Annotated in this window: 27 protein-coding genes; 24 read left to right on the forward strand and 3 right to left on the reverse strand. The window is 28.9% G+C overall.

Translation table 11 applies throughout. From position 1 onward, the window contains the following. Positions 1–417 precede the first annotated feature (417 nt). From B5D14_RS04595 to B5D14_RS04615, 5 genes are all read left to right on the forward strand, one after another. The gene (locus tag B5D14_RS04595; RefSeq protein WP_078711419.1) at positions 418–1368 is read left to right on the forward strand and encodes a glycosyltransferase family 2 protein; all 951 of its coding nucleotides are present in this window, start codon (positions 418–420) and stop codon (positions 1366–1368) included. Positions 1369–1530: 162 nt separating this feature from the next. Next, the gene (locus B5D14_RS04600) at positions 1531–2544 is read left to right on the forward strand and encodes a glycosyltransferase family 2 protein (RefSeq protein WP_078711420.1); all 1014 of its coding nucleotides are present in this window, start codon (positions 1531–1533) and stop codon (positions 2542–2544) included. Between the two features lie 55 nt (positions 2545–2599). Next, the gene (locus B5D14_RS04605) at positions 2600–3580 is read left to right on the forward strand and encodes a glycosyltransferase family 2 protein (RefSeq protein ID WP_159443726.1); all 981 of its coding nucleotides are present in this window, start codon (positions 2600–2602) and stop codon (positions 3578–3580) included. Further along, positions 3577–4401: a glycosyltransferase family A protein gene (locus B5D14_RS04610; protein ID WP_078711422.1), complete on the forward strand. Its 825-nt coding sequence runs from the start codon at positions 3577–3579 to the stop codon at positions 4399–4401. The genes B5D14_RS04605 and B5D14_RS04610 overlap by 4 nt, the downstream gene beginning before the upstream one ends. A gap of 44 nt (positions 4402–4445) precedes the next feature. Further along, positions 4446–5951 carry a lipopolysaccharide biosynthesis protein gene (locus tag B5D14_RS04615; RefSeq protein WP_143254386.1) on the forward strand — a complete coding sequence of 502 codons (1506 nt, stop codon included), beginning with the start codon at positions 4446–4448 and terminating at the stop codon, positions 5949–5951. A gap of 234 nt (positions 5952–6185) precedes the next feature. Here B5D14_RS04615 and B5D14_RS04620 read toward each other — a convergent pair whose 3' ends face one another. Both B5D14_RS04620 and B5D14_RS04625 read right to left on the reverse strand, forming a co-directional pair. After that, on the reverse strand, positions 6186–6632 hold the full coding sequence (locus B5D14_RS04620; RefSeq protein WP_078711424.1) for an ImmA/IrrE family metallo-endopeptidase: 447 nt from the start codon (positions 6630–6632) through the stop codon (positions 6186–6188). 11 nt (positions 6633–6643) lie between these two features. Further along, a complete protein-coding gene (locus B5D14_RS04625) occupies positions 6644–7117 on the reverse strand; it encodes a helix-turn-helix domain-containing protein (RefSeq protein ID WP_159443727.1) in 474 nt (157 codons plus the stop codon). A 242-nt stretch (positions 7118–7359) separates the two neighbouring features. On the opposite strand from B5D14_RS04625, the gene B5D14_RS04630 reads away from it, so the two are divergent. The 16 genes from B5D14_RS04630 (at position 7360) to B5D14_RS04700 (ending at position 17571) form a co-directional block, all read left to right on the forward strand. Further along, positions 7360–7641 carry a hypothetical protein gene (locus B5D14_RS04630; RefSeq protein ID WP_078711426.1) on the forward strand — a complete coding sequence of 94 codons (282 nt, stop codon included), beginning with the start codon at positions 7360–7362 and terminating at the stop codon, positions 7639–7641. Beyond that, positions 7628–8065: a hypothetical protein gene (locus B5D14_RS04635; protein ID WP_078711427.1), complete on the forward strand. Its 438-nt coding sequence runs from the start codon at positions 7628–7630 to the stop codon at positions 8063–8065. Before B5D14_RS04630 ends, B5D14_RS04635 begins: the two co-directional genes overlap by 14 nt. A 147-nt stretch (positions 8066–8212) precedes the next feature. Then, entirely contained in the window at positions 8213–8545 is a 333-nt protein-coding gene (locus tag B5D14_RS04640) for a hypothetical protein (RefSeq protein WP_143254387.1), read from the forward strand. A gap of 11 nt (positions 8546–8556) precedes the next feature. After that, positions 8557–9039 (forward strand): hypothetical protein, encoded by a 483-nt coding sequence (locus B5D14_RS04645; protein WP_078711429.1) that lies wholly within the window; start codon positions 8557–8559, stop codon positions 9037–9039. A 25-nt stretch (positions 9040–9064) separates the two neighbouring features. Then, positions 9065–9421 carry a hypothetical protein gene (locus B5D14_RS04650; RefSeq protein WP_078711430.1) on the forward strand — a complete coding sequence of 119 codons (357 nt, stop codon included), beginning with the start codon at positions 9065–9067 and terminating at the stop codon, positions 9419–9421. Between the two features lies 1 nt (position 9422). Beyond that, on the forward strand, positions 9423–10004 hold the full coding sequence (locus B5D14_RS04655) for a Gp15 family bacteriophage protein (RefSeq protein WP_078711431.1): 582 nt from the start codon (positions 9423–9425) through the stop codon (positions 10002–10004). Beyond that, entirely contained in the window at positions 10001–12193 is a 2193-nt protein-coding gene (locus tag B5D14_RS04660) for a coiled-coil domain-containing protein (protein ID WP_078711432.1), read from the forward strand. Before B5D14_RS04655 ends, B5D14_RS04660 begins: the two co-directional genes overlap by 4 nt. A 4-nt stretch (positions 12194–12197) precedes the next feature. Then, positions 12198–13088 (forward strand): phage distal tail protein, encoded by an 891-nt coding sequence (locus tag B5D14_RS04665; RefSeq protein WP_078711433.1) that lies wholly within the window; start codon positions 12198–12200, stop codon positions 13086–13088. A gap of 3 nt (positions 13089–13091) precedes the next feature. Further along, the gene (locus B5D14_RS04670; RefSeq protein WP_078711434.1) at positions 13092–14129 is read left to right on the forward strand and encodes a siphovirus ReqiPepy6 Gp37-like family protein; all 1038 of its coding nucleotides are present in this window, start codon (positions 13092–13094) and stop codon (positions 14127–14129) included. After that, complete coding sequence (locus tag B5D14_RS04675; protein ID WP_078711435.1) at positions 14126–15079, forward strand: hypothetical protein; 954 nt, start codon at positions 14126–14128, stop codon at positions 15077–15079. Before B5D14_RS04670 ends, B5D14_RS04675 begins: the two co-directional genes overlap by 4 nt. Position 15080: 1 nt before the next feature. Then, positions 15081–15482 carry a hypothetical protein gene (locus tag B5D14_RS04680; RefSeq protein WP_078711436.1) on the forward strand — a complete coding sequence of 134 codons (402 nt, stop codon included), beginning with the start codon at positions 15081–15083 and terminating at the stop codon, positions 15480–15482. A 50-nt stretch (positions 15483–15532) separates the two neighbouring features. Continuing rightward, positions 15533–15922, forward strand: a complete 390-nt coding sequence (locus B5D14_RS04685) for a hypothetical protein (protein ID WP_078711437.1) — start codon at positions 15533–15535, stop codon at positions 15920–15922. A gap of 1 nt (position 15923) precedes the next feature. Further along, positions 15924–16325, forward strand: a complete 402-nt coding sequence (locus tag B5D14_RS04690) for a hypothetical protein (protein WP_078711438.1) — start codon at positions 15924–15926, stop codon at positions 16323–16325. 20 nt (positions 16326–16345) lie between these two features. Then, positions 16346–17101, forward strand: coding sequence for a peptidoglycan recognition protein family protein (locus tag B5D14_RS12220; protein ID WP_078711439.1), 756 nt, complete (start codon positions 16346–16348; stop codon positions 17099–17101). A gap of 4 nt (positions 17102–17105) precedes the next feature. Beyond that, a complete protein-coding gene (locus tag B5D14_RS12225; RefSeq protein ID WP_200804758.1) occupies positions 17106–17282 on the forward strand; it encodes a hypothetical protein in 177 nt (58 codons plus the stop codon). Position 17283: 1 nt separating this feature from the next. After that, complete coding sequence (locus B5D14_RS04700; protein ID WP_078711440.1) at positions 17284–17571, forward strand: hypothetical protein; 288 nt, start codon at positions 17284–17286, stop codon at positions 17569–17571. Positions 17572–17686: 115 nt separating this feature from the next. Here the strand turns inward: B5D14_RS04700 and B5D14_RS04705 are convergent, their stop codons facing one another. After that, positions 17687–20188, reverse strand: a complete 2502-nt coding sequence (locus tag B5D14_RS04705; RefSeq protein WP_078711441.1) for a YfhO family protein — start codon at positions 20186–20188, stop codon at positions 17687–17689. A gap of 163 nt (positions 20189–20351) precedes the next feature. Between B5D14_RS04705 and B5D14_RS04710 the strand changes: the two genes are divergently transcribed. The 3 genes from B5D14_RS04710 (at position 20352) to B5D14_RS04720 (ending at position 26095) form a co-directional block, all read left to right on the forward strand. Continuing rightward, positions 20352–21278, forward strand: a complete 927-nt coding sequence (locus B5D14_RS04710; protein ID WP_078711442.1) for a glycosyltransferase family 2 protein — start codon at positions 20352–20354, stop codon at positions 21276–21278. A 19-nt stretch (positions 21279–21297) separates the two neighbouring features. After that, a complete protein-coding gene (locus B5D14_RS04715; protein WP_078711443.1) occupies positions 21298–23823 on the forward strand; it encodes a YfhO family protein in 2526 nt (841 codons plus the stop codon). Positions 23824–23902: 79 nt separating this feature from the next. Beyond that, positions 23903–26095, forward strand: coding sequence for a glycoside hydrolase family 9 protein (locus B5D14_RS04720; protein ID WP_078711444.1), 2193 nt, complete (start codon positions 23903–23905; stop codon positions 26093–26095). Positions 26096–26138: the final 43 nt, after the last annotated feature.

Raw genomic sequence — 26138 nt, forward strand, 5'->3', positions numbered from 1 at the left:
AAGATATTTTTTTACTAAATTTCTTCTAACTACTTCAAGAAAAGCTTCATTTAATGAATTGTGATTGGATTTGAAATCAAAAAACTAAGCTTGATATTGAATTATTTATTTGAAAATCTAACTCAATTACTTCATTTTTGCAGCATTTAGCAGTATGTGAAATGAATAGAATTGAAATAACTAAAACTAAGTTTCACTTATCACTCTCTCAGACATATCTAAAAATGGAACTATCTAAATTCTCAAGAGTGATTTAATAAGAACGAGCAAATTAATAAAGAGCTTAAAAAAGTAGTGAAGGTAAATCTTGTAAAGTAATAAGTCTAAAAAAATTTGAGATTCTACTTGATCGTTTACAAAAAATAGAGGGGAAAACATATTCTAGTATCTCGTTTACAAGAATAAAATAGAGAAAATATGATTACAGTAATTATACCCATTTATAATGGCGAAAAACATATAAACCGGTGTCTTGACAGCCTTCTAAATCAGATTAATACAAATTTTGAATTAATAGTAATTAATGATGGATCTACTGACAAGACAATATCAATTCTTGAGTCATACCGAATAAAGTTCAAAGACTTCAAGATAATAACAAAAGAAAATGAAGGGCAAGGAGTCGGAAGAAATATTGGAATCAAAAGAGCGAGGGGTGATTATTTAGTTTTTATTGATAGTGATGATGAAGTAGAAATAAATTATATTAGTGAATTTTACAATATGATTAATCATAATAATATGGATCTAGGTATAACACAGATTAAAAGGAAATTTGATTATCAAGTAAGTTTCATCGAATCTAATTTTGAATATATACAAAATGTAAATATAAACCAAAAAATAACAGTTCAAGAAAATCCAAGCTTAATTACACAAGTGTTAATTGCACCTTTTGCTAAGGTTATTCGCAAAGATTTCTTAATGAAAAATGGAATAGAATTTCCAAGTAGCAGGATATACGAAGATTTATATTTCACTATTTCTTTGTTAATGGCAAATCCTTCAACTGTGTTTGTTGATAAAAAAACATATTCTTATCATGTAAGAAAAGAAAATACTATGAATAGCTATGAAACAAAGATTGTTGATATGATTGCAACACTAAATCAAATCAAAGAATATGCAGTTGAAAGAAGAGTAAGTGAAATATATAAAAATGAAATCGAATTTTTAGCAATTTATCATTTGTTAATAGGTAGTATGTATCGTGAATGGAAGCATAAGCCGTTTAGTATTATAAAAGCGCGAAAAACATGTCAAAACTGGTTTAAAAACAGTGGATATTCTACAAATAATAAATATTTAAAGAAAATGAAATTGTACTGTAAAATATACATTAAATTCTTCTTTTATAATCTTAAATAGCTTATTAATAGAGTAATTGAAATTAAGGAATAAGCATTAATACCAAGTGAATATAATCAATATTGAAAATTCTAAGTTATATTTTACTTAAAGTATTATTTATATGTTTATTAAGTATAATGACGGTAATGATAAATTAAAAAAATAAGAAGGAAATATATTATGGAGAAAACAATAAAAATTAGTATAATAATTCCAATATACAATTCAGAGCGTACTCTAGGTAAATTACTAAATATACTTTTAATGCAATTACCAAGCAATGCTCAATTAATTTTAATAGATGATGGTTCAACAGATAATACAAGTGAAATACTTAAAATTCATCTTAAAAATAACACTAATATACTTCACAAGCGAATAGAAAAATCAGGCGTGTCAACGGCACGAAATGAAGGATTAAAAATGGCAAAAGGAGAGTATGTTACTTTTGTAGATAGCGATGATGAGGTAGCAAGTAATTATTTTGATGTGATTAACGAATTAATTGAAGACAAAAATATTGATTTATTCTTGTTTGGTTGTGTAATACATGGTCCTAATAAAAATGAAATATACTCACCAATTAATTTAACTTATGAAAAAAATTTATTCCTAATGAATCCTATTTTCTTTGATCCAGCAGTTTTGAACTTTCCATGGAACAAAATATATAAAAGAAAAATTATTGATGAATTTGAAATTATGTTTGATGAGAGTATAGGTATTGCTGAAGACTTTGGGTTTAATGTGAAATTCTTAAAAAAAGCAAATCAAATTAAGACTTCTAAAGAAGTTCTATATTATTATAATCGAATGATTCCTAATTCTATTACAAATACTAGACACTCATTTAAAACTGATATTGAAATTAAGATTTTAACGGAGCTTAATGAAATGATAGATACTACTAATTTTGAACTAGAAAGAAATTATTTTAAATACTTGGTAAATATTTTTATTGGGTTAGTAAAAAGTGATTATATTAATGAAAATTTAGACACTAATACATGTAAAAATAACTTTATTAAAGCGAAAAAAATAATTGAATATAGAAATATAAATTTTGATGATAAGAGGCAATTAATAGATTGTACTTTCTTATTTTTGATTAAGAAACTAAAGTATGAACAGTTTATATTTATAATAAAAAACTATAATTTCTTCAGTACAATATATTTGAAAATCAGAAAATGAAAAACGCAGAAATAAAGAGCAAAAAGCAAAATAAACCATGCGAAGGAGAAGCAACATGATAGATATCACTGTGATTGTCACATTATATAACAAAGAAAAATATATTGAGGATTGTATTAAATCACTTCTTCAACAAGAATTTGAAAACTTTAATATTTTAGTCATCGACGATGGTTCAACAGATGAATCATGCTCATTAGTAACTAATTTAATGTTGAATGAATCTAAAATTTTGTTACACAAGCAAGCTAATACAGGATTAGGTGGTGCTCGAAATAAAGGGTTAGAATTAGCTAGCAATTGCAGATATGTTTGTTTCGTAGATGGTGATGATTATGTTAAACCAAATTATCTCAAAACATTATATACACTTTGTGAGCTAGAAAATGCAGATATTTCAATTTGTAATGTTGAATCATATCCGATGAATAAAAATTTTAGGGCTTGGTTTAAAGAATATAAAGGAAAAGTTGATCCAGAATTTTTAGATGATAGTCTAATGGTAGTTAATAAGTTATTTAGAAAATCATATTTGGACGAAATGGAATTTAGATTTTTTGAGAAAAGTGGAGATGGTGCAATCATAAAACTTATGTTGAATACTAATAACATCATAAGTAGTTTAGAGCCGTTGTATATTTATAGATATGTTAAGGAATCTATGAGCAATACACGGAGTATAGAATTATATAAATCTGTAGTTGAAAATTCAAAGAAAATGAGAACAATAATCTGTGAATCAAAATATAACGATGATAGCAATATGATGTTATTTGGAGATTATATGGTCATTGATACATTTTTGCAATTATTGGTAATTGATATAATGAATAATGATAAAGAAGAATATAGCAATACAAAAAAAGAATTGTTAAAATTTGATTTAAACAATAAATATTTTAAGAAATTCTATAAAGATAAATATGGTATAGCCTATTACTTCGTTGTTCGTTACCTATTGATTAATAGCTTTTATTTATCAAGGTTTATGATTTTAGTAAGAGATGCAATAAGAAAAGTGATACTTATAAAATGAACAAGACAAATATAAAGTCACAATGCAGTTTTCAACTATTAGTATCAACAATGAATAAAAGCAACTATGAACTAGAAAGAATGCTACATTCTAATAATATAAGCTGTAATAGCTTGATAATTAATCAATGTAATCATAATATATTAGATTCGAATAATATCTGTGAGAAAAAAAAGAATGTAATTAGTTTAAATGAATTTGGTTTGAGTTTAAGTAGAAACATAGCAATTGAAAATAGTGAAGCTGATATTTGCCTATTTGCAGATGATGATATTTCATATATTGATAATTTTGCTCAACTAATCACAAATGAATTTGAAAAGTATCCTGCATATGATATTATTATTTTCTATATTAACAGATCACCTAGATTTGTCCAAAAAAGGATTGGTCGAAAAAAACGCATTAATATGATAAGCTCACTTGGAATTATTTCCAGTCAAATAGCGTTTAGAAGAAAGAGTATTGTTGATGCAAACATAAGATTTGATATACAGTTTGGATCTGGTAGTAACCATTATATGTGTGGAGAAGAAAATATATTCTTAATAGACTGCCTTAAAAAAGGTATGAAAATTTTATATATACCTTTGGTAATAGGAACAATGGATGATAGTGATTCAAGTTGGTTTAAAGGGTTTGATGAGAATTATTTTGTTTCAAAAGGTGCAATATTTCACCGATTATTTCCAATATTTGGCTTTGTATTAATTGGTACTTACGCATTAGTAAAGTATAACGAATATAAAGGGGATATAAATATTTCCAATTCAGTAAAACAGATGATAAAAGGATATCGTGAACATTCTAAGGATATTTGAAATTTATTAATTTATAGAAAAAGTGTATAAAGATGAAAAGTAAAATGACAAAGAGAACTTCAAATTCATTCAAAAATTTAGTATTTGGGATAACACTCTCTGTTGTTTCAATGCTTTTTGGTATGATTAATAGAAAAATATTTCTAATGGTCATAGGTATTGATGTTATTGGAGCACAAGATGTTTTGATTAGTTTATTTGCAACAATACAATTATTGTGTTGTGGTTATGGAACTGCCACATATATTCATTTGAATAAAGCATTTGCAAATAATAAAATGGATGATTTTGCTGAATATGTATTAATAAGTAAGAAGATAACATATTTATTGTCTTTTGCTTTACTTATTGTAGGAACAGTAGTATGTTTTAATATAAATTTATTTATCTCATCAAATACTTTAAGTATAGAAACTCTTCAAATTGCTTTTTATTCACAATTTCTAGCATCAATAAGTAATGTATTTGTGGACTATAAACGTTCAATAATGATAGTTATGCAAAAAGAATATAAATTATTTATAGTTGACTTGATTTTGACTGTTTTCTTTGCTGCACTTCAAATAGTAATCATATTTAAAACTGAAAACTATATTCTATATGTATTCGCAGTTTCATTTAAAATGATTTTATATTCATTTATATGTAGTCGCATAACAAATAAAGAATATCATATTTTCCCAATCTCAAGTAAGATATCATTAACTCACTTTGTAAGACTTAAGAAAGTAGCGATAAAACAAGCAGTAATTGATTTAAGTGATTATATATATTATTCAACTGACTCCATTGTTCTATCAATGAATTGCGGTATTATTCAAGTAGGCGTTTATAGTAATTATTATATGATTTTCATGACAATTACACTTCTAGCGAAAAGGGGTGTTGAATCAATCCAAGCAAGTTTTTCAGAAATTATCAATTCAGCTGAAACAAATACAGAGTCCAAATCACAATTAATTCAATTGTATGATTGTGTTTGTTTTGTCATCATTGCATTTTGTTCTTTATACCTGTTAGGATTAACAGATATGTTTGTAAATATTCTATATGGAGCTGAATATTTATCACAATTTACAACAGTTTTGTTAGTACTCAACTTTGTGATAGTATTCTCCCAATTCTCATTATATTCATATTTGAGAACAACAGGACAATTAATTAACGAAAGATATTATGATGTGATTATGGCCAGTATGAATATTGTGCTATCTATCTATTTTTCAAGGATATTTGGACTTAATGGAGTTATTATTGGTACAATTATTTCAAATATATTTATTTGGATTATTAGAATAATACTGATTAATCAAATAGATCAAGTTGTTAATATAAAGGTGTATCTGGTAAAGAAAATTTTAGGAATAGTTATTCTACTACTTGTTTCATATGTAAATTATTTGGTTATATCTACATTGGACATTGAGATTTTTATACGTTTTCTAATCATGATAATAATGTGTACTGCTGAATTTGCTACGATTTTCTTAATATTGATTTATAGAACAAAAAATGGTGTAATCATAAGGAAAAGTATATTAAATAGATAAGCAATAAAAATTCTTTTATAAAATAGGAAAATATATATTTTTAACTAATAATATTTTAACTAATACATATATTTCTATTTGAAAATATTTTTGTTTTTATAGTTTGATAATATTTAGAAAATGTATCAAAACCAATCAAATAATCATATAAATTTTTAGAATTAAGTAGGTAGTTGAACTTTGATAAATTAAGTATGTTCTACATCGTAATTGTATAAAAAGCATAAAAAATAGCTATTTTTTATTTGATAATACATTAAGCTGCTTCGAAATCAAAAATTCATATATTTTCGTTGCAATTTTCTCTGGTATTCCCAGGCTAGTAGAGAGTTCGATAATATTCATGTTTGTTAAATCAATATCTTTAGTTAAGCAAAGAAATGAAAATACATTTGCTTCATTTTCTATGCGATTTTTATATTTTGAAAGATAGAAAGAGAATCGAACTCCAGATTCATGATGTAATAGATAATGACCTAGTTCATGAAATAACACAAAACGTTCGTATTCAGGTGTTAAATCGGATTTGATAAGGATAAAATTCTCTGAAAGTGTTGCATCAAATTTTTTGCTGTTCAATATTTCACTATAAATTATATTCAAATTATATTCCATTAATACATCATAAATATTTGAAGATTTAATGGTTTGAGCAACTTGTATAATTTCTTCGATTTTCATAAGTTCACCTTTTATTTATTTTTAACTGTGTAAAGTTCATTAGCTAGTTCAATCAATTCATCACTATTCATTTGTTCAGGATCAAAACCACCCATTGCAAAAATTTGTGTTGATGTTAAATACTGATAGGCATCCTCTCGTGTAAAAAACTGTCCAGAGGTTGATGTTACTCGTCTATACTCATGTTCAAGCATAGAGTTAACTGCTGTTTTGCCATAATCATCAAGACTTCTAAATTTGTGTATTTGTTCGATTTCAGCTGCAGTGAAAGACTCTCTTTTGAAATCAATGGCATCTTGAAACAAGAAATTAGCATCTACATTCAAGTGTTTCATTAAATCATACAGTATTTGCTCTTTTGGGTGACTTGTATCACTCTCATAATTTGTTATCGCAGAAGGAGTAACACCGATAAGTTTTGCTAGCTGAACTTGTGTTAGTCCTTTTATTTCACGTGCTTCTTTTATTCTTTTACCTATTCCCATAATTATTACTCCTAATATTAATCTAAACATATCAAAGCAAAAACATCTTGTCAACCAAAATAATTCAAGAAACTTGTGATAAATCAATTGAAAAATCATATATCATGATATATACTTGAAATATATTCAAGTTTCTTGATAAACACTAAAAGTATGAACTCTTTTAAATTATATGAAGTAGAAAACTTGATGGCAGTTAAGTGGGATGTTCAAGAATTAAATAGGAAGAGGGGAGTTTGGGTATGCTTACAAAAGATGAATTTGAATTTTTGAATTATGCAGTAAGGAATGGGTTTAATTTAATATCGAAAGAAGGAAATAGTAATTTTGTTCGAATATTTTGTGAAGATGTTGAGAAAGATGAACATGATAATCCAGTAATTGAAAAAGATGGAAGTTTTAGAATAAAAACTAGAGAACAGTTTTGTCAAACATCTAATTTTAAACAACTAGTAAAATTTAAAATCTATAAAATTACCGAGTTATTAGAAAGTAATGAAAGTGGCTCATATGAGAAAAATTGAGCTGGATTTAAAGTTGAAATTATTTAAGTATCAAGTTTTATCTCTTATTGAATTTGAGGAAAAACTCGTATTAATCAATGAGGAATTATCAGGTAACATACATGCACCCAAAATATTAGGTTATGAAGAGGCAAAAGTACAACGAGGTACAAGAATATTTAAAAATAATATATTGGAGTGTTTAGAAGATGAAAAATATTATATTGAAAAAAGAAATGCTAGTTTATTTGCAGTAAGAGAAATCATGTTCTATTTACAAGAGTTAGATGATGTTGAAATTGATTTACTTGAAAGAGTATATTGGTTTGAGCAAAACTATGATCGCATTGCAGAAGTGTATAGTTATGACAAATCAACGATATGTCGTAAGAAAGAAGCGATTCTTCAAAAGCTGCAACGCGTTTCGCACAGAAGACATATATAATGGTCTCAGGTCCACTTTACGGACACGCTTGCTATTTATAAATAACTAGCAATAAAAGATATCTAGATAACTTGGTCAGTAGATTAGACCTTAAATAGTCTATTGGTGGATGCACCTAAAACTATTTTTATGAGAGGAAATGGTTATATGAAGAAGTCAGAATTAATCGCGAGAGGATTTACTACCGAGCAAATTAATTATGTTTTTGCGGAAAATGGTAAAGACATCAATGCAGAAAAACTAAAAACACAAAAAGTTGTGAAAGAGATAACTGAACTTAAGGAATTGTTCAATAGTCAATCTAAAATTGCTACTACAAACGGTGTTGATGCAAATGTGCTAGATACACAACAAATAAAAAATAAAAGCATTTTAAATGATATAGAAGAACAAAAAGTTTGTGTAAATTTTGAAAAAGATAAGGACTTATTAAAAATTCAAATAACCTTTCCAATCAATGATGTAAATATAGAAAAATAGGAGAAAAAATTATGGCTACAATTTTAAGACATCAACGCTTAGCGTTCTTAGACATCGATGGAAAATATGAATTATTTGGAAATGGTGTAACAGACTGGACTGTTGCAGGAAATGCAAAAACTGCAGAAAAACAATATGTTCACCAACAAAATGCTGCAGGAGGTATTAACGGTTATGCACCTACTATGGCAATTACTGCAGAAGCATTCTCGGATGATCCTGTAATGGAATATATTCTTGATATTGCACGTACTTGGGATATTGGTGCAAAAGCACATACAAATATTGTTGTTGTGGACACTTGGGAAGGTACTGAAACAGCACGCAAGGCTGTTAAGCAACCAGTAGTTATCTCAATTGATAATCCAGGTTCAGGTCCTTCAGGTGAAGCATTAGCTGTAACAGCTACATTAACATATGATGGTGATGCTGTAATTGGATCATTCAATATGTCTACCAAAACATTCACTGTTGATGGTGGAGCAGAAGCATAAGATAAAATTATAGGAGGAATTGAACATGGCATTTTATTTTAGTAATAAGTTAAGTGTTGAAATAGAAGATAAGCAATACACAATTGATTTATCGACTAATAAAGTAATTGAAGCAATTAATGAAATTCGAAATAAATCAATTGTAATTGCACAAATCAAAGAACCAGAATTAAACGATATACAAAACTATGTAGAATCAATGCAAAATTTCATTGAAGAATTATTAGGTAAGCAAAGCTTTGAGAAAATATTTAAAGATAGAGTTATAGATTTTAACAACATAGCTGAGCTAGTACAATATTTACTTGCTGAGATAGAGAAATTCAAGATACAAAAATTGAATAAAATAGTTGATTCAAACACACCTGAAAAATTGAATTAAGATGTCTTTTAACTTCCTCCTAGATGAATATCCTAATGAAGTTATTGTTGAAGAAGTTGTTTACAAGGTAAATACTGATTTTAAATGTATTTTATCTATTATACAACTTCTTGACAATGATTTATTTTGTGAGCAAGAAAAAATAATCAATTCTATACGTATATTTTATGGTAATAACATACCTAGAAATACATCATTAGCATTTAATGAGTTAATTGGCTTTATTCAATTATATCAAGAAGAAAAAACAAACAGTAAGAAGCATAACAAAGTGATAGATTACACTATTGATAGTGGGTTGATTTTATCAGCTTTTATGCAAGTTTATAAAATTAATTTAATTGAAACTAATTTGCATTGGTTTGCGTTTAGTTGCTTATTGGAGAATATTAGTGATGAGCAAATTAGATTAATACAAATCATGAATATTAGAAGTATGGAAATTGATGAAAACTACTCAGCTAAGCAAAAGCAGAGAATTAGAAAACTGAAAAAAGAGTATTCACTGGAGAAACAAGAGGATATTAGCAATGATTTTGCGAACTCCTTTTTTTTGGGTGTGAAAGGAGGTCAAAATAAATGACAATTCAAAAACAAACAATTTACTATGATATCAAAGTAAATTCAAAAGATGTTGATAAGATTATAAAGAAATGTAATTCAGTATTAAAAAAATTGGTATCAACAATAGAAGATTCAATGGAAAATGTGAATAAGATAAGTAGCTCTATTGATGAAGGCTTTGCTAACATTGAGAATTCAATTAAAAATTCTTCTCAAGAACTAAATAATCTTACTGTAGCATTCATGACATTAAAAGAATTAATACCAAGTATTTCAAGCAATATTGAAAAACTTGCAAGTAATGCAAGTAATTTAAACAATGATAATGCTGTATCCATGTTTGGGGAGTCAATATTGGGTTTGTCAGAAAAATCAAAACAATCTATTACAAGTTTTTCGATGATTTTAGATTCAATACAAAAACTTTCAGAAGAATCAAAAACATTGGAAATAAAATTTAAGAACAATGAAGATGCAGTTAAAAGGTTAACAATTGCTTTGTCAAATACAGGTGTAAGCAAATCAAAATCAGAATTTGATTCTTATGCTGATACTTTAGGTGATGTATGGAATGGAGTAAAAGGAGCAGTTGATGTATTTAGTACATTTAAAACAATTGCAGATTTAGCAAATGGTGCAGCTGAAGGAATAAAAGCATTAACTACCGCATCCACAGGTTGGGTTGGTCTAGTAGTTTCTATTGGTATTGGTGCTATTGCGGCTTTAACTGCTGGTTTAATGGAATATGACAAGGTTATAAATGCAGAACATTATGCAATGATTGATAAGAATAATACTATTAAGGATTCTATAGCAAGTATGGATCAAATGGCGAGTGCATCAAAAAGACAAATGGATATTGAATTAGGTGAAATTTCTGTCTTAGAAAGTTACTATAATTCACTTCGTCGAAATATTGATGAAAATGGTGTATACATAGGAACTAAAGAGCAACTTGCAGTAACATTAGGCCAGTTGAATGATGCGTTTCCACAACTAAATGCTCATTTGGATGAAGAAAGCCAAAAAATAGTTGATCAAAATGGAGAAGTAATTGATCTTAAGGATTCTGTGGGTGAGTTGATTAAAGCAAAAAAAGCACAAGCATATTTAGATGCATATCAAGATGATTATGCTGAAAATATGAAAAAGAAGAATGATGCGATTAAAGAAAATATTGAATATCAAAAAGAATTAAGTGATATCAAATCAAAGCTTCAAGATATTGATTTAGAAGAGTATGGCAGATTAGGTTTAACCGTCAGCACTGATGCCGCAGCAGAATATGCGAAGCAATTTAATTTAGATCCTTCTCAAATTTCTGAGTTGGTTACAAGACAAAGTGATCTTAATGGTGTTATGGCAACCAATAACGAACTAATTAATCAAGCAAATGCTGCAACTAGTGAGTATGGTTCAGTACTTGAAGCTGTTGCGAGTGGCGATTATGATGGAGCCTTAAGCTTAATTAATGGTTTAGGTGAAATTACTTTATATGATCCTGAAAAAGGTCAAGAACAGATTTCTGCATTAGCCAGTCAAGTTGATCAGGCAAAAGAGACAGTTGCTGCTTTAAAGACAATGGAAGAAAACAATCCTGAAGCCAATGGTGCTTATGAAGAACAACTTGCACTTGCACTTGAAAATCAAGCCATTGCTGAAGCAGAACTACAAAAAGCGAAAGATGCAATTAATGAACAAAATTTAGTAAAAGAATCAGAAGCAGGTCTTGCTGAAGGCGCTGAACACAATAGAACATTTGGTGAAGAAGCAGTTCGAGGTATGATTGAAAATGGACAAATAAGTGGTGAATCATTTAGTACGGAGGTATTAGCGATTCTGAATGCAATGGTTTTGCCAACAAAGCAAATGGTTATTGAAGCAGTCTACAGAGGATTCGATGGGCCTTACAAAGAGGATCCCAATGGGCCAGGAGCTTCGTTTGATGATTCAGCAGGTGAATATCATTCTATAAAGCCATCATGGTCAACTGGTGGTAGAAGTCTTTCTCAAATGATTTTAAGTGGTGTTCAACGCAGACTATCTACTACACTTGAAATTGGTATTCCTCGTCCTAATTTGGTTTTAGATAGTACAGGATCTACAGAAATAACGCAGAATTTAAGTTTTAATCAACCAATACAAAAGCCAAGTGATGTCAGTCGTGCACTACAAAAAGCAGCACGTGATTTAAGGAAAGTGAAGTGATGATATGGATAAAAAATATTTATTACTAACATTTGATAATGGTATTTCAACTCTTAAAATGGGAGTTGGTGAAACAATAAAAGTAGTTCGAGTAGAAGGATTTGAAGCACCAGATTACATATTACATACTACATCTATCGCTACTGCTGATGGAGTTCGAATTACCGGTAAGAAAGTTGATGAACGCTCTCTTAACATTACTTTTGGAATTGATGATATCAACAATACAGAAGTTTATAGAAAACAAATTCAAAAGTTTTTTAATCCTAATAAAACAATAAAACTTAAAATGAATTGGTGTTATAGTCAAGCACAGATTGAATGCGAATTAGAAGAATTTAGTTGGTCGAGTATTGAATCAATGTGGTCATATTTAGAGGGATCTGTTGCATTAAAATGTCCATTTCCATTTTGGAGTGATTTGGATAACTTTGGTAAAAACATTGCTGCTATTACGCCGATGTTTACATTTCCTTTAGGAATGATTAACTTCAATGAAAGTGGTAGTAAGAATTTGGGATATCAAGTCATGGGTTATAATACCTTATCCAAAGAAGTTCTTTTGAATAATAAGGGTGATGTACCAACTGGTGTAGAAATTCACTTCATTGCTAAACGAGGTGTTGTTAAAAATCCTAAGATTACTTTATTAAGCTCAGGAGAATTCATTGAAGTCGTTCAAGATATGGCAAAGAATGATGTCATTGTAGTTAACACAAATGTTGGTAAAAAAGGAATCACAAAGAATGGCGTTAATATTTTCAAAGAAAAGAACAAGTTATCTACATTCTTCCAACTTGAACTTGGTGATAATAAAATAGCGTATGATGCGTTAGAAAACTATACAAATCTGGATGTACGTGTTTACTATACTCCGAAATACTTGGGGGTATAGAAGATGGAATTATTAATTCTAGACAGGAATTTTGAAGAAATCGCAACGATTGAACTTTTTAGTTCTCTTCAGTGGAATCGAAAATATTATGATTATGGTGATTTTGAATTAGAGACAGATATTAGTCATATAAAATTATTTCAAGAAGGTGTATATCTATTTCGCAAAGATTATGAATTAGCGTTAATTGAAGAAATTACTTATGAAAGATCTGATAGTAATGAATACTCTTTGAAAGTTAGTGGAAGATTTATCACTGCAATTTTAGATGATAGGGTTGTAGTAGGTGAAAAGAAACTAACTGGAAATCATGAGGACATTGCATACCAATTATTGAATGAAAATTTTATTCAACCTACAGATGCATTGAGAAAAGTGAATTACTTAAGCGTTGCGATTAAAAGTAAACTAGGTGAATCTACAACACTGGAATTAAAGAATGCCGTGATTGGTAAAAAGTTAAATGAGTTCTTAGAAGAGAAGGAATTAGCACATAAAATCGAATACGACTATCTCAATAATCAACTGGTATATTCGGTGTGGAAAGGATTAGATCGTACTGAGGAACAAACAATCAACTCGTGGGCTGTTTTTTCAGATGATTACGACAATATAGTAAATATTGATTATTCACATGATATGAGTGATTATATCAATTTTGCTTATGTAGTTGGAAAAGATAATTTAAGAGTTGAAGTAAATCAAATCAAAGAGGGTGAAAGACGGAGAGAAAAAGTTGTGTCCTCTTCTGATAGTGATAGGAATGTTTTAACTGATAAGGGGAAGCAAGAATTAGATAAAAATAAACTAGTAGAAGTTATCGATTGTAATATTCTAAGTAGTGAGAATTTATTGTATAGAAGAGACTATGATTTAGGAGATCTTTGTACAGTAAAAATCAGAAGTATAGATAAAATGTCTTCCTTGAGAATTACAGAAGTAAAAGAAGTATATGAAAATGGTGAGATAAGAATTGAACCTAAATTTGGTGATGATTATATTACTATTACAAAATTTATAGAAAGAGAGGTAAAATCATGAGAAGTGGTTTTTTTAATTCGGATATAACAGGTTATAACGATAGTGGTATGCCTATTTTTGATAGAGCGGAAGATGCGGAATTCTTTGCTCATTTTTTCAAATCATTCTTCACAAATGGTGTATATCCAAATCCCAGCTCAAATTTACAAGTTTCAATACAAGAAGGAATGAATGTTAAGGTATTACCTGGGTTATGCTTGATTGAAGGGTATTTTGGTTGGGAAGATACAGAACGTGTGTTAGCAATTCAAGCAAGCGAGAGTTTAGACCGAATTGACCGTATTGTACTGCGTCTAAATTTAGCAGACAGAACGATTGATTTATATGTAAAGAAAGGGGTTGGAGCAACAAATCCTGTAGCACCAGAAATTACTCGTCCATTACCAAATCAGGGCGGTGATATATTTGAGTTAGGTATCGCAGATATCTTTGTAGCAAAAAACACGACATCAATTACACAACAGCGTATAACAGATTTGCGTTTAAATAATGAATTTTGTGGACTTGTAGTACAGACAGTAAAAGGAATAGATACTACAACTTTATTTCAACAGTTACAAGGACAAATTAGTGAAAACATGGAATTAATTCAAAGTGCTTTGGATGAAACACTAGCGGGAGATATTATTTCAAAACTTACTAAAGACTTGAATAAGCTAGTTATTCCTACTACAGCTATATGGACACAACTTACTTCCTCAACTGCAAATGAGGAAGAATTAGAAAATGATCCAAACTTAACTTATCCATGGTTTTCGGATGTATTGTTTAACTGTACTGAAAATGATTATGTTGAGTTGCAACCTAATATACCAACAAGTGAATTAGGGGTAGCACCATTTAACTATTCAAAAACGAGTAAACTAAGAATTTATGCAAGTGATAATTTAATCGGGAAAGAACTTAAGTTTATGGTTTGTCGTAAAACTAGAAAGAATGAGGTAGTGTAATATGTTAGGAAAAATATTAACAAAAGCAAAAGGTTTTTTTCCACCTGGTTATAAATATGTAACGGGTAAAATGAATATAGAAGTATGTAATTCAAATGCAAATATTGTACCTTTAACAGGAAGGGTGTATCAATTGAAGTTAGATGAATATAGAGGATTTACGGTTAAAGCTGGTAACCTCATTTTAGCTGATGTAGGTTTTACACAATCTGGTTGGGTGAATAATACTTCAACAATTTTGTATTTGGATTTTTTATCTGCATTTAACTTTAACTGGAATGATTTAATCAGTAAATCGAAACCAATTGATGTAATACACAAGTATAATCCAACTAATAAGAGTGTGTTTATAGTTGAAATAACTTCTTGGTTTGAAAAAAGCGGGGGGGGGGGGGGGGTATAAATCCTCTTTTAAAAAAATCCTCAACTTTCTTGCGAAAGGTGGTATCAACCATGTTGGGTAGAATTCTTATAAATCAGAAGAGTGAGTACGCAGGATACAAAATCATGAGGGGAATTAAAGATATAGTAAGTACTTCTAATGATGGAATCATAAGCAGATTAATACCACAAGAAATTATTCCTTTGACATTTAAGTTAGAGTGGTCTGGGACAGCTAAATGGTATATACATTTCGCAATGCAAAGTACACCAATTGGTTGGGTTAATGGATTTATTTGGTCAGGTGGTGGCAAAGAGACATGTATGACATATATGGATGTTGAATCTTTGTATGGCCTTGAATACTTAAAAAAATGCAAATATTTTGGTGGAAATGCTACAAACGCAACTGGAACTTATAAAATCACTATGGTTAAGTGGCTGGAAAAGGTTGGTGGTTAGTATGGTACTTGGAAAAGTATTAGTGAATGGAAATGATTCACCATTTCCAGCAGGATTTAAATTTGAATTTGGAGAGCATCCAACCTTGAAAGGATCTGGCACTATTAATTATGACAACAGTAAGTTAATTCCTTTAGTTATCACTCTAGAAAATGGATTAGCGAATGATTGGAGCGGAAATGCGCAAACACATTTATATAAAACATTGAATGGGAAAAATATTCAGTATTTATATTGCCAACCACGAACAAGTTACTCGTTGGGTTATGTTTCAATAACAAATTACACAGGACTAACAATTGATTTAATAAGGCATTCAGGAGGATTTGATAACTTGCAAAAAAGAACAAATATTGTGACAAACTTTTCATGTATCTGTACAATGTGGTTAGAAAAGAAATAGATCTAGAAAGGAGTGATTTAATGGAAATAATTCAACAACTAATCTCGCAAGATAAATATGGATTAAAATGTCCATATGTATTAAATCCAAAATACATTACTATTCATAATACTGGGAACAATGCCTCTGCACAAAACGAAATTAATTATATGAAAAAGAATTTAAGCAATACAAGTTTTCATATAGCAGTAGATGATAAGGTCGCTATCTTAGGAATACCTTTGAATAGAAATGCATGGCATGCAGGTGATGGAAGTAAAGGTATAGGAAATAGAGAATCAATTGGAATCGAAATATGTTACTCAACAGATTATTCTAGTGATAGACATAGTAAAGCATTTTACAATGCAATTGAAGTAACGAAACAATTAATGATAGAATTCAACATTCCCATTGAAAATGTAAGACAGCACTATGATTGGAGTAAGAAAAATTGTCCGCATCGAATTAGAAAGGAAGGAACTTGGAAAAAGTTCCTTTCTCTTTGCTGTGAAGCAGAATCAATTGAAACCCATGAGCAAAAACTAAAAAGAATAAGAGTAGAGAAAGAAGGGCTTTATATACGTGAAAAAGTTAATGGAGAAATTATAGGGTTTATACCTGAAAATAGTTTTCAAGATTTTGATTTAATCATGTTTGTTAAGGGTATACAATCTGATGGGTTTCAACACTGTAAAGTTCAAGGAAGTTGGATTTATAATGGGCTTTCATATGAAAATAAAATAGGCGATATTCAATTTGACTCTCGTGTTTATAGTATTGAAGAAAGTGAGTGATACAATGAAAGATAAATTATACAAATTAATTGATTTAAAAAGCATTATTACATTAAGTATGATATTTGCGCTTATTTTCGGATGGTTTGTAAATAAAGTAAGTACAGAACAATTTATTCCCTTAGTAACCATGATTATGACATTTTATTTTGCACGCAACAAAGCAAATACTTTGGAATAACATGGATCAAAATGGATCGATTACATTAGGCTTACTATTTGCGATAATTGGATGTTTTATTGGCTTAGCTGGCTGGATTTCGAATCGTGATAAAAAAATTGCGAATGATAGTGAGTTCAAAGGTTCCGTTAGTGCAAAATTAGATGTTGTTCTTGGAATTAAGACAGAGATCAAAGAATTAAAAGATGATTTAAAGAAAATATCTGAAAAAATGGTTATAGTTGAAGAATCAACAAAATCTGCTCATAAAAGGATGGATGAGCATATATCAGTACATGAATACAATTAAAATATTATTCTAATAAATTAGAAATAAGTAAAAAAACTCATCACCGAATCTTGTAATAAGAACGGGGGATGAGTTTTTTTCTTTGATTAATTGTAATATAGAATTAAACTACTTTTTAATTATTTTTTTTCAAAAATATGATTAGTGCAAAGATAGAAATCAAAGAAATTGTTACTCCTTTTATTATACCTCTAGGTAAGTAATAAAGTGAAATTGTGTGTGTTCCTTGTTCAATTGGGAATGATAGGAATAAATTCAATGCAGAATTTGTATCAATTGGTTTTCCATCTAATTTTACTTTCCAACCTTGATCATATGGAATGTTCAACATCATTATTCCATCTTTAGAAGCATTAATATTTCCAGAGATATAACCTTGTGATAAAAATGAAATTTCGAAAACATCATTTGTTATTTCTCTGTAATATTGATTAAAGATATCCATATCTTGATAGAATATGTTTAGGTAATCAATATTTAAACTATCTTCTAAAAGTTGGATTCTGATAGTAAGATCTTCATTAGTATCAAACTCACCGATTCTTAAAACTTGATGTTGCCCATAAGTGAAATAGTTACCAATAAATTGATTGTTCGCAAATATCTCAACTTGTTTTTCGTTAGATGAATTCATATACAAATAAATTGGAGAATGTTTTAATGGATTTATTTTGATTTCGATAAATGGATTTTCTCCATTAGAATTAAACGTTAATGTATCGTTATTGATTTGAGTTAAATCATGAAGAATGATTTCTCCAATTTCCAGATGCTGCATAATATCTAAACTGTAATTAGAGGAAAGCGATTTCCAAATTGAATTTTGATTACTAAACCAAGAAAATTCTTGCAAATCAGATTGGTACACTTTTTCACTTACTACAACTCCTAATGGTAAAGCGTACATATTCTTATAAAGTTTTATTCCATTTACATCAACTATATTTTCATATCCAATAGATAAATCTTCACCTGTTAATAAATATTTAACACTCAGTAATGAGTCGTTTGAATAAGTAGTCCCAGAATTATAGTGAGCCCAATTATCTTCGCTACTATATCCTAAAATTGAACTCAAATAGTATCTCGTTTTATTTGTTTCTGCGGAACTGTTATGCGAAATTCCGTTGTAGCTAAGTAATAATGAGTCATTGTGTGACCGATAATTGGTTTTTTCAAGTCGATAAAAGCCATTATCTAATTCATTTGCCTTATCAATCAAAGGTTGGTATTGATCAACAAAATATTTATATTCAGTGAATGATTCAAATTTTAATTCCTTTAAAATCAAATAACCATTTAAAGTCAATTCTATTGCAACAATAATAAATAAATATTTTGTTTTATTTAATAAAAAACAAGTTAATAAAACTAATACTATAATGATTGTAATTGCTATCTTAAGATTATTTAGATACAAATAAGAGTGGGTCAATAGCAAAGCAATAGTTAAGATGAAAATAAACGTAAGTATTAAATAAAGCCTTTTATTGCACTTTCTATTTTGGTAATCACGAAACCCAAGGTATCCAAAATATATTAAGAAAAATGAAAAGATAAAACTATATCGGAAAGGAAACCAATTTGGTGTAGAGAAACCATGCCATACCATGTTTATTGGTTGGATGATAAATGAAGTGATGAAAATCATTATGACCAGTAGTGATGCTAATTTTTCTTTTTTTGTTCTAGCGGTTGATGAGAAGTACATGAAATCACACAGGATAATTAAGGAACCACAGAAAATATTAGGTAAACCTCTTATTATTTCGTTAAAATCAAAACTACCTATAACTAATTTTGAAATTAAATCAAAAAATGACATATTGAATTTAAGTTCAAAACGATTTAAATCAAGAATCTGCTTATTACTTTGTAATGAATAGTATGTTGGTAGTAATATGATTGAAGATAAACCCACAGCTAGTAAAGATGATAGAATATAATTAGCCAGGATTTTATATATTTGCTTTTTAGTTAATTCATCATCCAAAACCAATTTATATAGAAAATAAATAAGCGAAAATATACATAACATAAATCCAATATAGTAGTTAAAAATTATACTAAATGTTAGGGAGATTATATATAATAAAGGTTTTGATTGTGATATAAGTTTATCGATTCCTTTGGCTATAATAGGAAGTAAAATTATAGAATCTAACCAAGGTAAATTACTATAGTAGGTAATGAAAAAAGACATGAGTGCAAAAGATGTAGAAAATAATAAAGATGTATATTTTTTATTATCAACGAAATAGTTAAATGAGAGACCAGCTAACCCAATTTTAATTAGTATTGTGAAAGTAATAGCTATAGGAAGATATTTTGTGGGGGAAACTAATGAAATGAAATTGAGAGGACTCAAACAATAATAAGAAATTAAACCAAAATTTTCTCCTCCTAATGTTTTGCTGAATGAATAAAATATTGCTGATGGATCATGTACTATTTCTTTTAAATATGAAAAGAAAGCCAAATACTGACTATTTAGATCTAATGAAAGAAGGGTTTTGTCACCGAATGGTAGAATTTTCAATAAAGCCAACACTATTAAAAATAAAAATATCGGCGAAGAAAAGGATAGTAGTCTTATTTGCGATGTTTTATTCTTCATCTAATTCTCCTCATTTTATTTACTTACTATTATACATTAAAATTAATATTCGTTAAAAGAATTAAGGTAAATTTTAGTTATAAGTATATTAATGGATTATTTTTTTGTATAATAGAATAATAAATAAAAATTATGATACTATTTTACTCGTGGGGGATATTATATGAAGATAGCAATTTTAATACCCTGTTACAATGAAGAACTAACAGTGGAAAAAGTAGTAACCGATTTTAGAAAATATAGAGCAGATGCAGATATTTATGTTTATGACAATAATTCTAAAGACAAAACATATGAATTGGCAGTTAAATCGGGCGCAATAGTAAAGAGAGAGTCTAAGCAAGGAAAAGGAAACGTTGTTAAATCCATGTTTAGAGATATAGATGCTGATGTCTATGTTTTAGTAGATGGGGATGATACCTATCCTGCAGAAGAAGTTCAAAAGTTAATCGACCCTGTAATAAATGATAATGTTGATATGGTTATAGGAGATCGATTAAGTAATGGAACATACTTTAGTGAGAATAAAAGAGGATTTCATGGATTTGGTAATAATCTTGTCAAAGGGCTAATTAATAAATTATTTAGAAGTGATGTAAAAGATATTATGACGGGATATCGAGCTTATAGTAAAAGATTTGTAAAATGCATGCCTATTATGAGTGATGGGTTTCAAATTGAAACTGAAATGACAATATTCTCGTTAGTTTATGGAATGAACATAAAAGAAGTTCCAATTACATATCGAGATCGGCCAGAGGGTTCGGAGTCAAAACTGAATACCTTTTCAGATGGATTGAAAGTACTTGTTACACTGTTTGATTTGTTTAAAAATTATCGCCCATTTTTATTTTTTGGGATAATTTCATTTATATTTGGTTTAGTTGGATTGATTGTGGGACTCCCAGTAATTACAGAATTTATTCAAACAGCATTTATTACTAAAATACCTTCTGCAGTATTGGCTGCATCACTTTGTATAATTTCATTTATACTATTCTTAGTGGGAGTCATATTAGATTCAATTAAAAATCAAACGCAAATTTTATTTCAAATGCATGTGAATGAATTTATGAGAAATAAAAAATAGTTAAAGAGGGAGAGATATCATGACAAAGGAATTCAAAAAATTACTAATCATTATATCAATTATTCTCTTCTTTTTTTATTGTTTCTTATTGATTAATCATAATGGTATTCTTCTTTTTTTTGGAGATGGAGCAGACCAGTATATTCAATTTGTTTCAAATAGTTATGATATGATACGCCTAGGAGAATTCAGTATGTGGAACAGTACCATGGGACTAGGTGCGAATATGTTTACAATGTTTTTTACAGTGTTAGGATCTCCTTCGTTTTATTTAATGTTACTAGCTCCAAATAAAGAGTATTTAGTCTATTTTATTGCAATTATTGACGTAATTAGATTTCTTATTATTTCAATACTTGCATATTTGTGGATATCAAAACTAATAATAAATGAAAAAGCTCGAATTACTGTTTCGATAGTATTTACTTTTTCTGGCTGGATTCTATTTTGGATGCATATGCCTCACTTTATGGATATGTACATCTATTTAGCACTTATTTTATATTGCTTAGAATATATATTCGAAGATAAGAAAAAAATACTATTTTCACTGTCAATCGCAGGATTGGGTGTATTAAGTATCTATCAATTATATATGATGAGCTGGTTTATTCTCTTTTACATGCTTTGTAGATACTTTATGAAGTATGGAAAGTTTGATAAGAAAACATTCTTGCCCTTGCTAAGAAAAACATTACTTTTTTATTTATTGGGAATTGGAATGGGTATGATTGTAATACTTCCATCTATCTTTATTCTTTTATCTACAAATAGAATAGATTCAAGTGGATTTAATCTTTTTTCTGTCATTAGTTTAAATGATATTTTAAGAACAATAACAAGTATGATTTCTCCAGTAAGTAATGATTATGATTATAATTTATACTTTGGAGCAATATCTAATGGAATAGGTGATGGTAATACAATATACAATTACACGACCATTTTATTTCCCTTATTATTAGGGCAATTAATACATATCAAATTTAAAGGAAAGAAAGTTTTGTTGATATCTACAGTAATAATGTATAGTTTACTATTATTTAGATTCTCTTATTTTATTATTAATGGAAATTTGTCAATTCGTTGGACATTTTTCTTTGTAGTTATAAACTGTATGCTACTTGCGTTTGTTCTTGAAAATCAAAATCAATGGAACAAAAAAACACTAATTATCAATGCATTTATTGTAATAAGTATGATTTTAGGATTAACAATTTTAAGTAGAACTATCGATCTTATAAGCATTCAAAATAGATTGATTCAAAAATATGTGATTCCTTTTTTAATTCTAATCAGTTGTTTATATGTTGTCTCTTTAATCAAATTCAAGCGATTATTTTATTTTGTTTTGATAGTTGAGATTATATTCTGTTTATTTGTACGAATGTTTAATGGTGATCATTGGATAATCGATGAAGGAAAGTCTATAGACTACTATCATTCAAAAATATTTTATCATGACGTGATTGATGAGATTAAAAGTAAAGAAACTGCGAATTCGTTTTATCGTTTAGAAATTGATAGCAGAGATAACTTAGGTTATAATCTTCCTCTAGCTAATAACTATAAAGGATTTTCATTTTATGTAAGTGTATATAATTATTATACAGCACCATTATATGAAAATAGATTTGGTAATCAATGGTATAATGGATACCAACCATCAAAATATTTACTAAAATCATTACTAGGAAATAAATATTTAATTCAAAGTAAAGATACAGAAATTCCTTATGGGTATCATGAAATAAATAGTAGTAATGAATCGAATTATATTAAATTTGAAAATAGCATTGACATGGGATTAGGTTATGCGACTAATAAATTGATTTCGTATGAAGATGTTAAGGATAAAAGTATATTTGAACAAGATATGGCAATGTTACAAGGAATAATAGTTGATGATGCAAATGCAACGTCAAGTTATATAATGCCAGATGCTGTTGATTTCGATTCAGTAAATAAAGTATTTAAACCTCTCGTTGATTTCGAAGGTCAATATTATATAGATTATTCCTTAGATGATCCGCAAACTACATGTCGATATGAAATGTACTACGAGGGTAATCAATTTGATGAGTTGACAAACTACGAGGTTGGATATCAAGCAATTGTATTAGACAAACCCTATAATGATGTGTTTGCTTATTGTACGAGTAATAATAATCCAAATCATTATTCAAATATAAACATATACTCTATTGATAATCAAGATGTGGATGAACTCTATAACAATTGGAACAATCAAGATAAGTTTGAAGATGTTGTTTATAAAGATGATGAAATAACTGCAAAAATTAAAATAACGAGCTCAAATAAAATGGTGATGACAAATATTCCATATGATCCAGGTTGGAAAGTAAAAATTGATGGCAAATATACTCCAATCAAAGTCGTGAATTTTGGATTAATTGGTTTTGAGTTGAATGAGGGAATGCATGATGTACAAATGACATTTATACCACAAGGATTATATGTGGGTGGATTTATTACTATCGTTTCTTTAGGGATTTTGGTTTTTATTGTAGTAAAGAAAAAATGAAAATTTAGCGAAAGAGAACGTTCATAGGTGAAGGTTCTCTTTTATTCATGTATAATTGATAAGTATTGGAGGAAATGCAATGAAGAAATTATTAGTTCTTTTATTAAGTTTTCTAATCGTTGGAATGTTAGTTAGTAGCATTTTTAATATGAGCAAAGAAGAAAATCCTAATATACCAAGTAGCACACCGACCGCAGAAACACAAGAACCACCACTAACAAAAGTGAATTACGCGCCAATAGAAGTAGATAACACAACAGGTTTTGAAACTTCTTGGTATACAGGTGCAAGTGATGCGAATGTTAATCTACAAGCTTCTTATAATGAGAAAGTAATTAATATTGAATATCCAGGGACAACATTAGAGAGTGCAACATTTTTTAGAGAAGGAATTCCGTTTAAAAAAGGTGATGATTATATCATTGTTTTTGACATTGAAAGCAGTGTTCAAAGAAATGTTGAATTGATACTCAAGAATGCTGATAGTCAAGAAATTCTATATAAACAACCAATCGCAATTGGTGAGAATAAGCAAATAAGAGTTGAATTTAATATGGATAAAGAAACTTGTTGGAATGGAGAGTTTTTGCTTAATATAGGCAATGATGGGCAAGAGGTTACATCTTCATATCATACAATTACAATTCGTAATTTAAATATTGTAAATGCAACAGATTCGGATAATAGTATTAAAGTAAATCATATAGGATATCGCATAAATGATCAAAAACAAGCAGTTTTCCCATATAGTCAAGGCGATTCATTTAATGTGATTGATGTAAATACAGGTGCTGTTGTATATACAGGTGCGATAAAAAATAAAGTAAGCAATTCTAAAACAGGAGAGATGAACTTCATTGGTGATTTTACAAATGTTATGACACCTGGGAAATATCGAATCGAATCACAAATTTGTGGTACATCATTTGAATTTGAGATTGGAGATCATGTTTTTAAGACGGTAGCTACTGATTTATTGAAAATGCTTACAATTCAAAGATGTGGATATGATTTGTCTACTGATTATATTGGTGACTTAGCCCATGCTTCTTGTCATCACACGGATGCACTTATTTATGGAACTGATCAAATAATCAGTGTTCGTGGTGGTTGGCATGATGCTGGTGATTACGGAAGATATGTTGAAACAGGTGTTAAAACATTAAGTGATTTATTATTTGGCTATATGGCAAACTCAGCTTATTTTGAAGATAATCTTGCAATTCCTGAAAGTGGGAATGGCATTTCTGATATTTTAGATGAAGCAAAATATGAGCTAGATTGGTTATTAAAAATGCAAACATCATGGGGAGAAATCTATAGTAAGGTTGTAACACCTTCGTTTGCAGGTGATATTATTCCAGAACAAGATAATCAACAACTTTATGTTGTTGGATCATCTACAACAACTACAGCAGATTTTGTAGCGATTATGGCACTTGCTAGTCAAATTTATGCTGATGTTGATCCAGATTTTAGCAATAAATGCTTAGAAGCAGCAAAACTATCTTGGGATTATTTGCTAAGTTCAGTAAATAATGGCGAGATTAAAAATCCTGAAGATATTCAAGCGGGAGAATATAGAGATAGTAAAGATTCAGATGAGAGATTTTATGCTGCTATTGCTATGTGGTCTGTTACTCAGGATAAATTGTATTTGGATATTGCTAAAGAGGTTTACAACCAAGACAATACGAGTGCTCAAGGGCTATCGTGGAAGGATATTGGTGGATTTGGACGTTATTTGTATTTAGTTAATGAAAATGCCAAGAATGATAAAGAATTTTACGAATTAATGAAAACTTCACTTGTTAATGATGCAAATGTTCTCCAAGGAATTGCATACAGTGATGGATATTCTACTGCATTAGAGCATTATTCTTGGGGAAGTAATGGAAGTATAGCGGATAATGGAATTCTATTATCGATGGCTTATAATATTACAAATGAGATGTCATATCGACAACTAGCGATAGAGCAAGTAAATTATTTATTAGGGAAAAATGTGCTAAATAGGTCATATGTTGTAGGCTATGGACAAAACTCACCAACTAATATGCATTCTAGACTAGCTAAAGCTAAAAACACGATATTAAAGGGTGCATTAGTTGGTGGAGCAAATAGTGATCGTGATGATGCATTGTTAAATGAACTTGGTGAGAATACTCCTGCTGCCAAAATGTATTTAGACCGATACAATAGTTATTCAACAAATGAAGTATCAATTTATTGGAATAGCGGATTACTTCATCTAATTTTAAGCCTCGATTAGACTTCATTTTAGTGGTTGATTATGGTAGACTATAAACGGTGAT

This window comes from Anaerorhabdus furcosa, from assembly GCF_900167375.1.
In the GTDB taxonomy this organism is placed as follows: domain Bacteria; phylum Bacillota_I; class Bacilli_A; order Erysipelotrichales; family Erysipelotrichaceae; genus Anaerorhabdus; species Anaerorhabdus furcosa.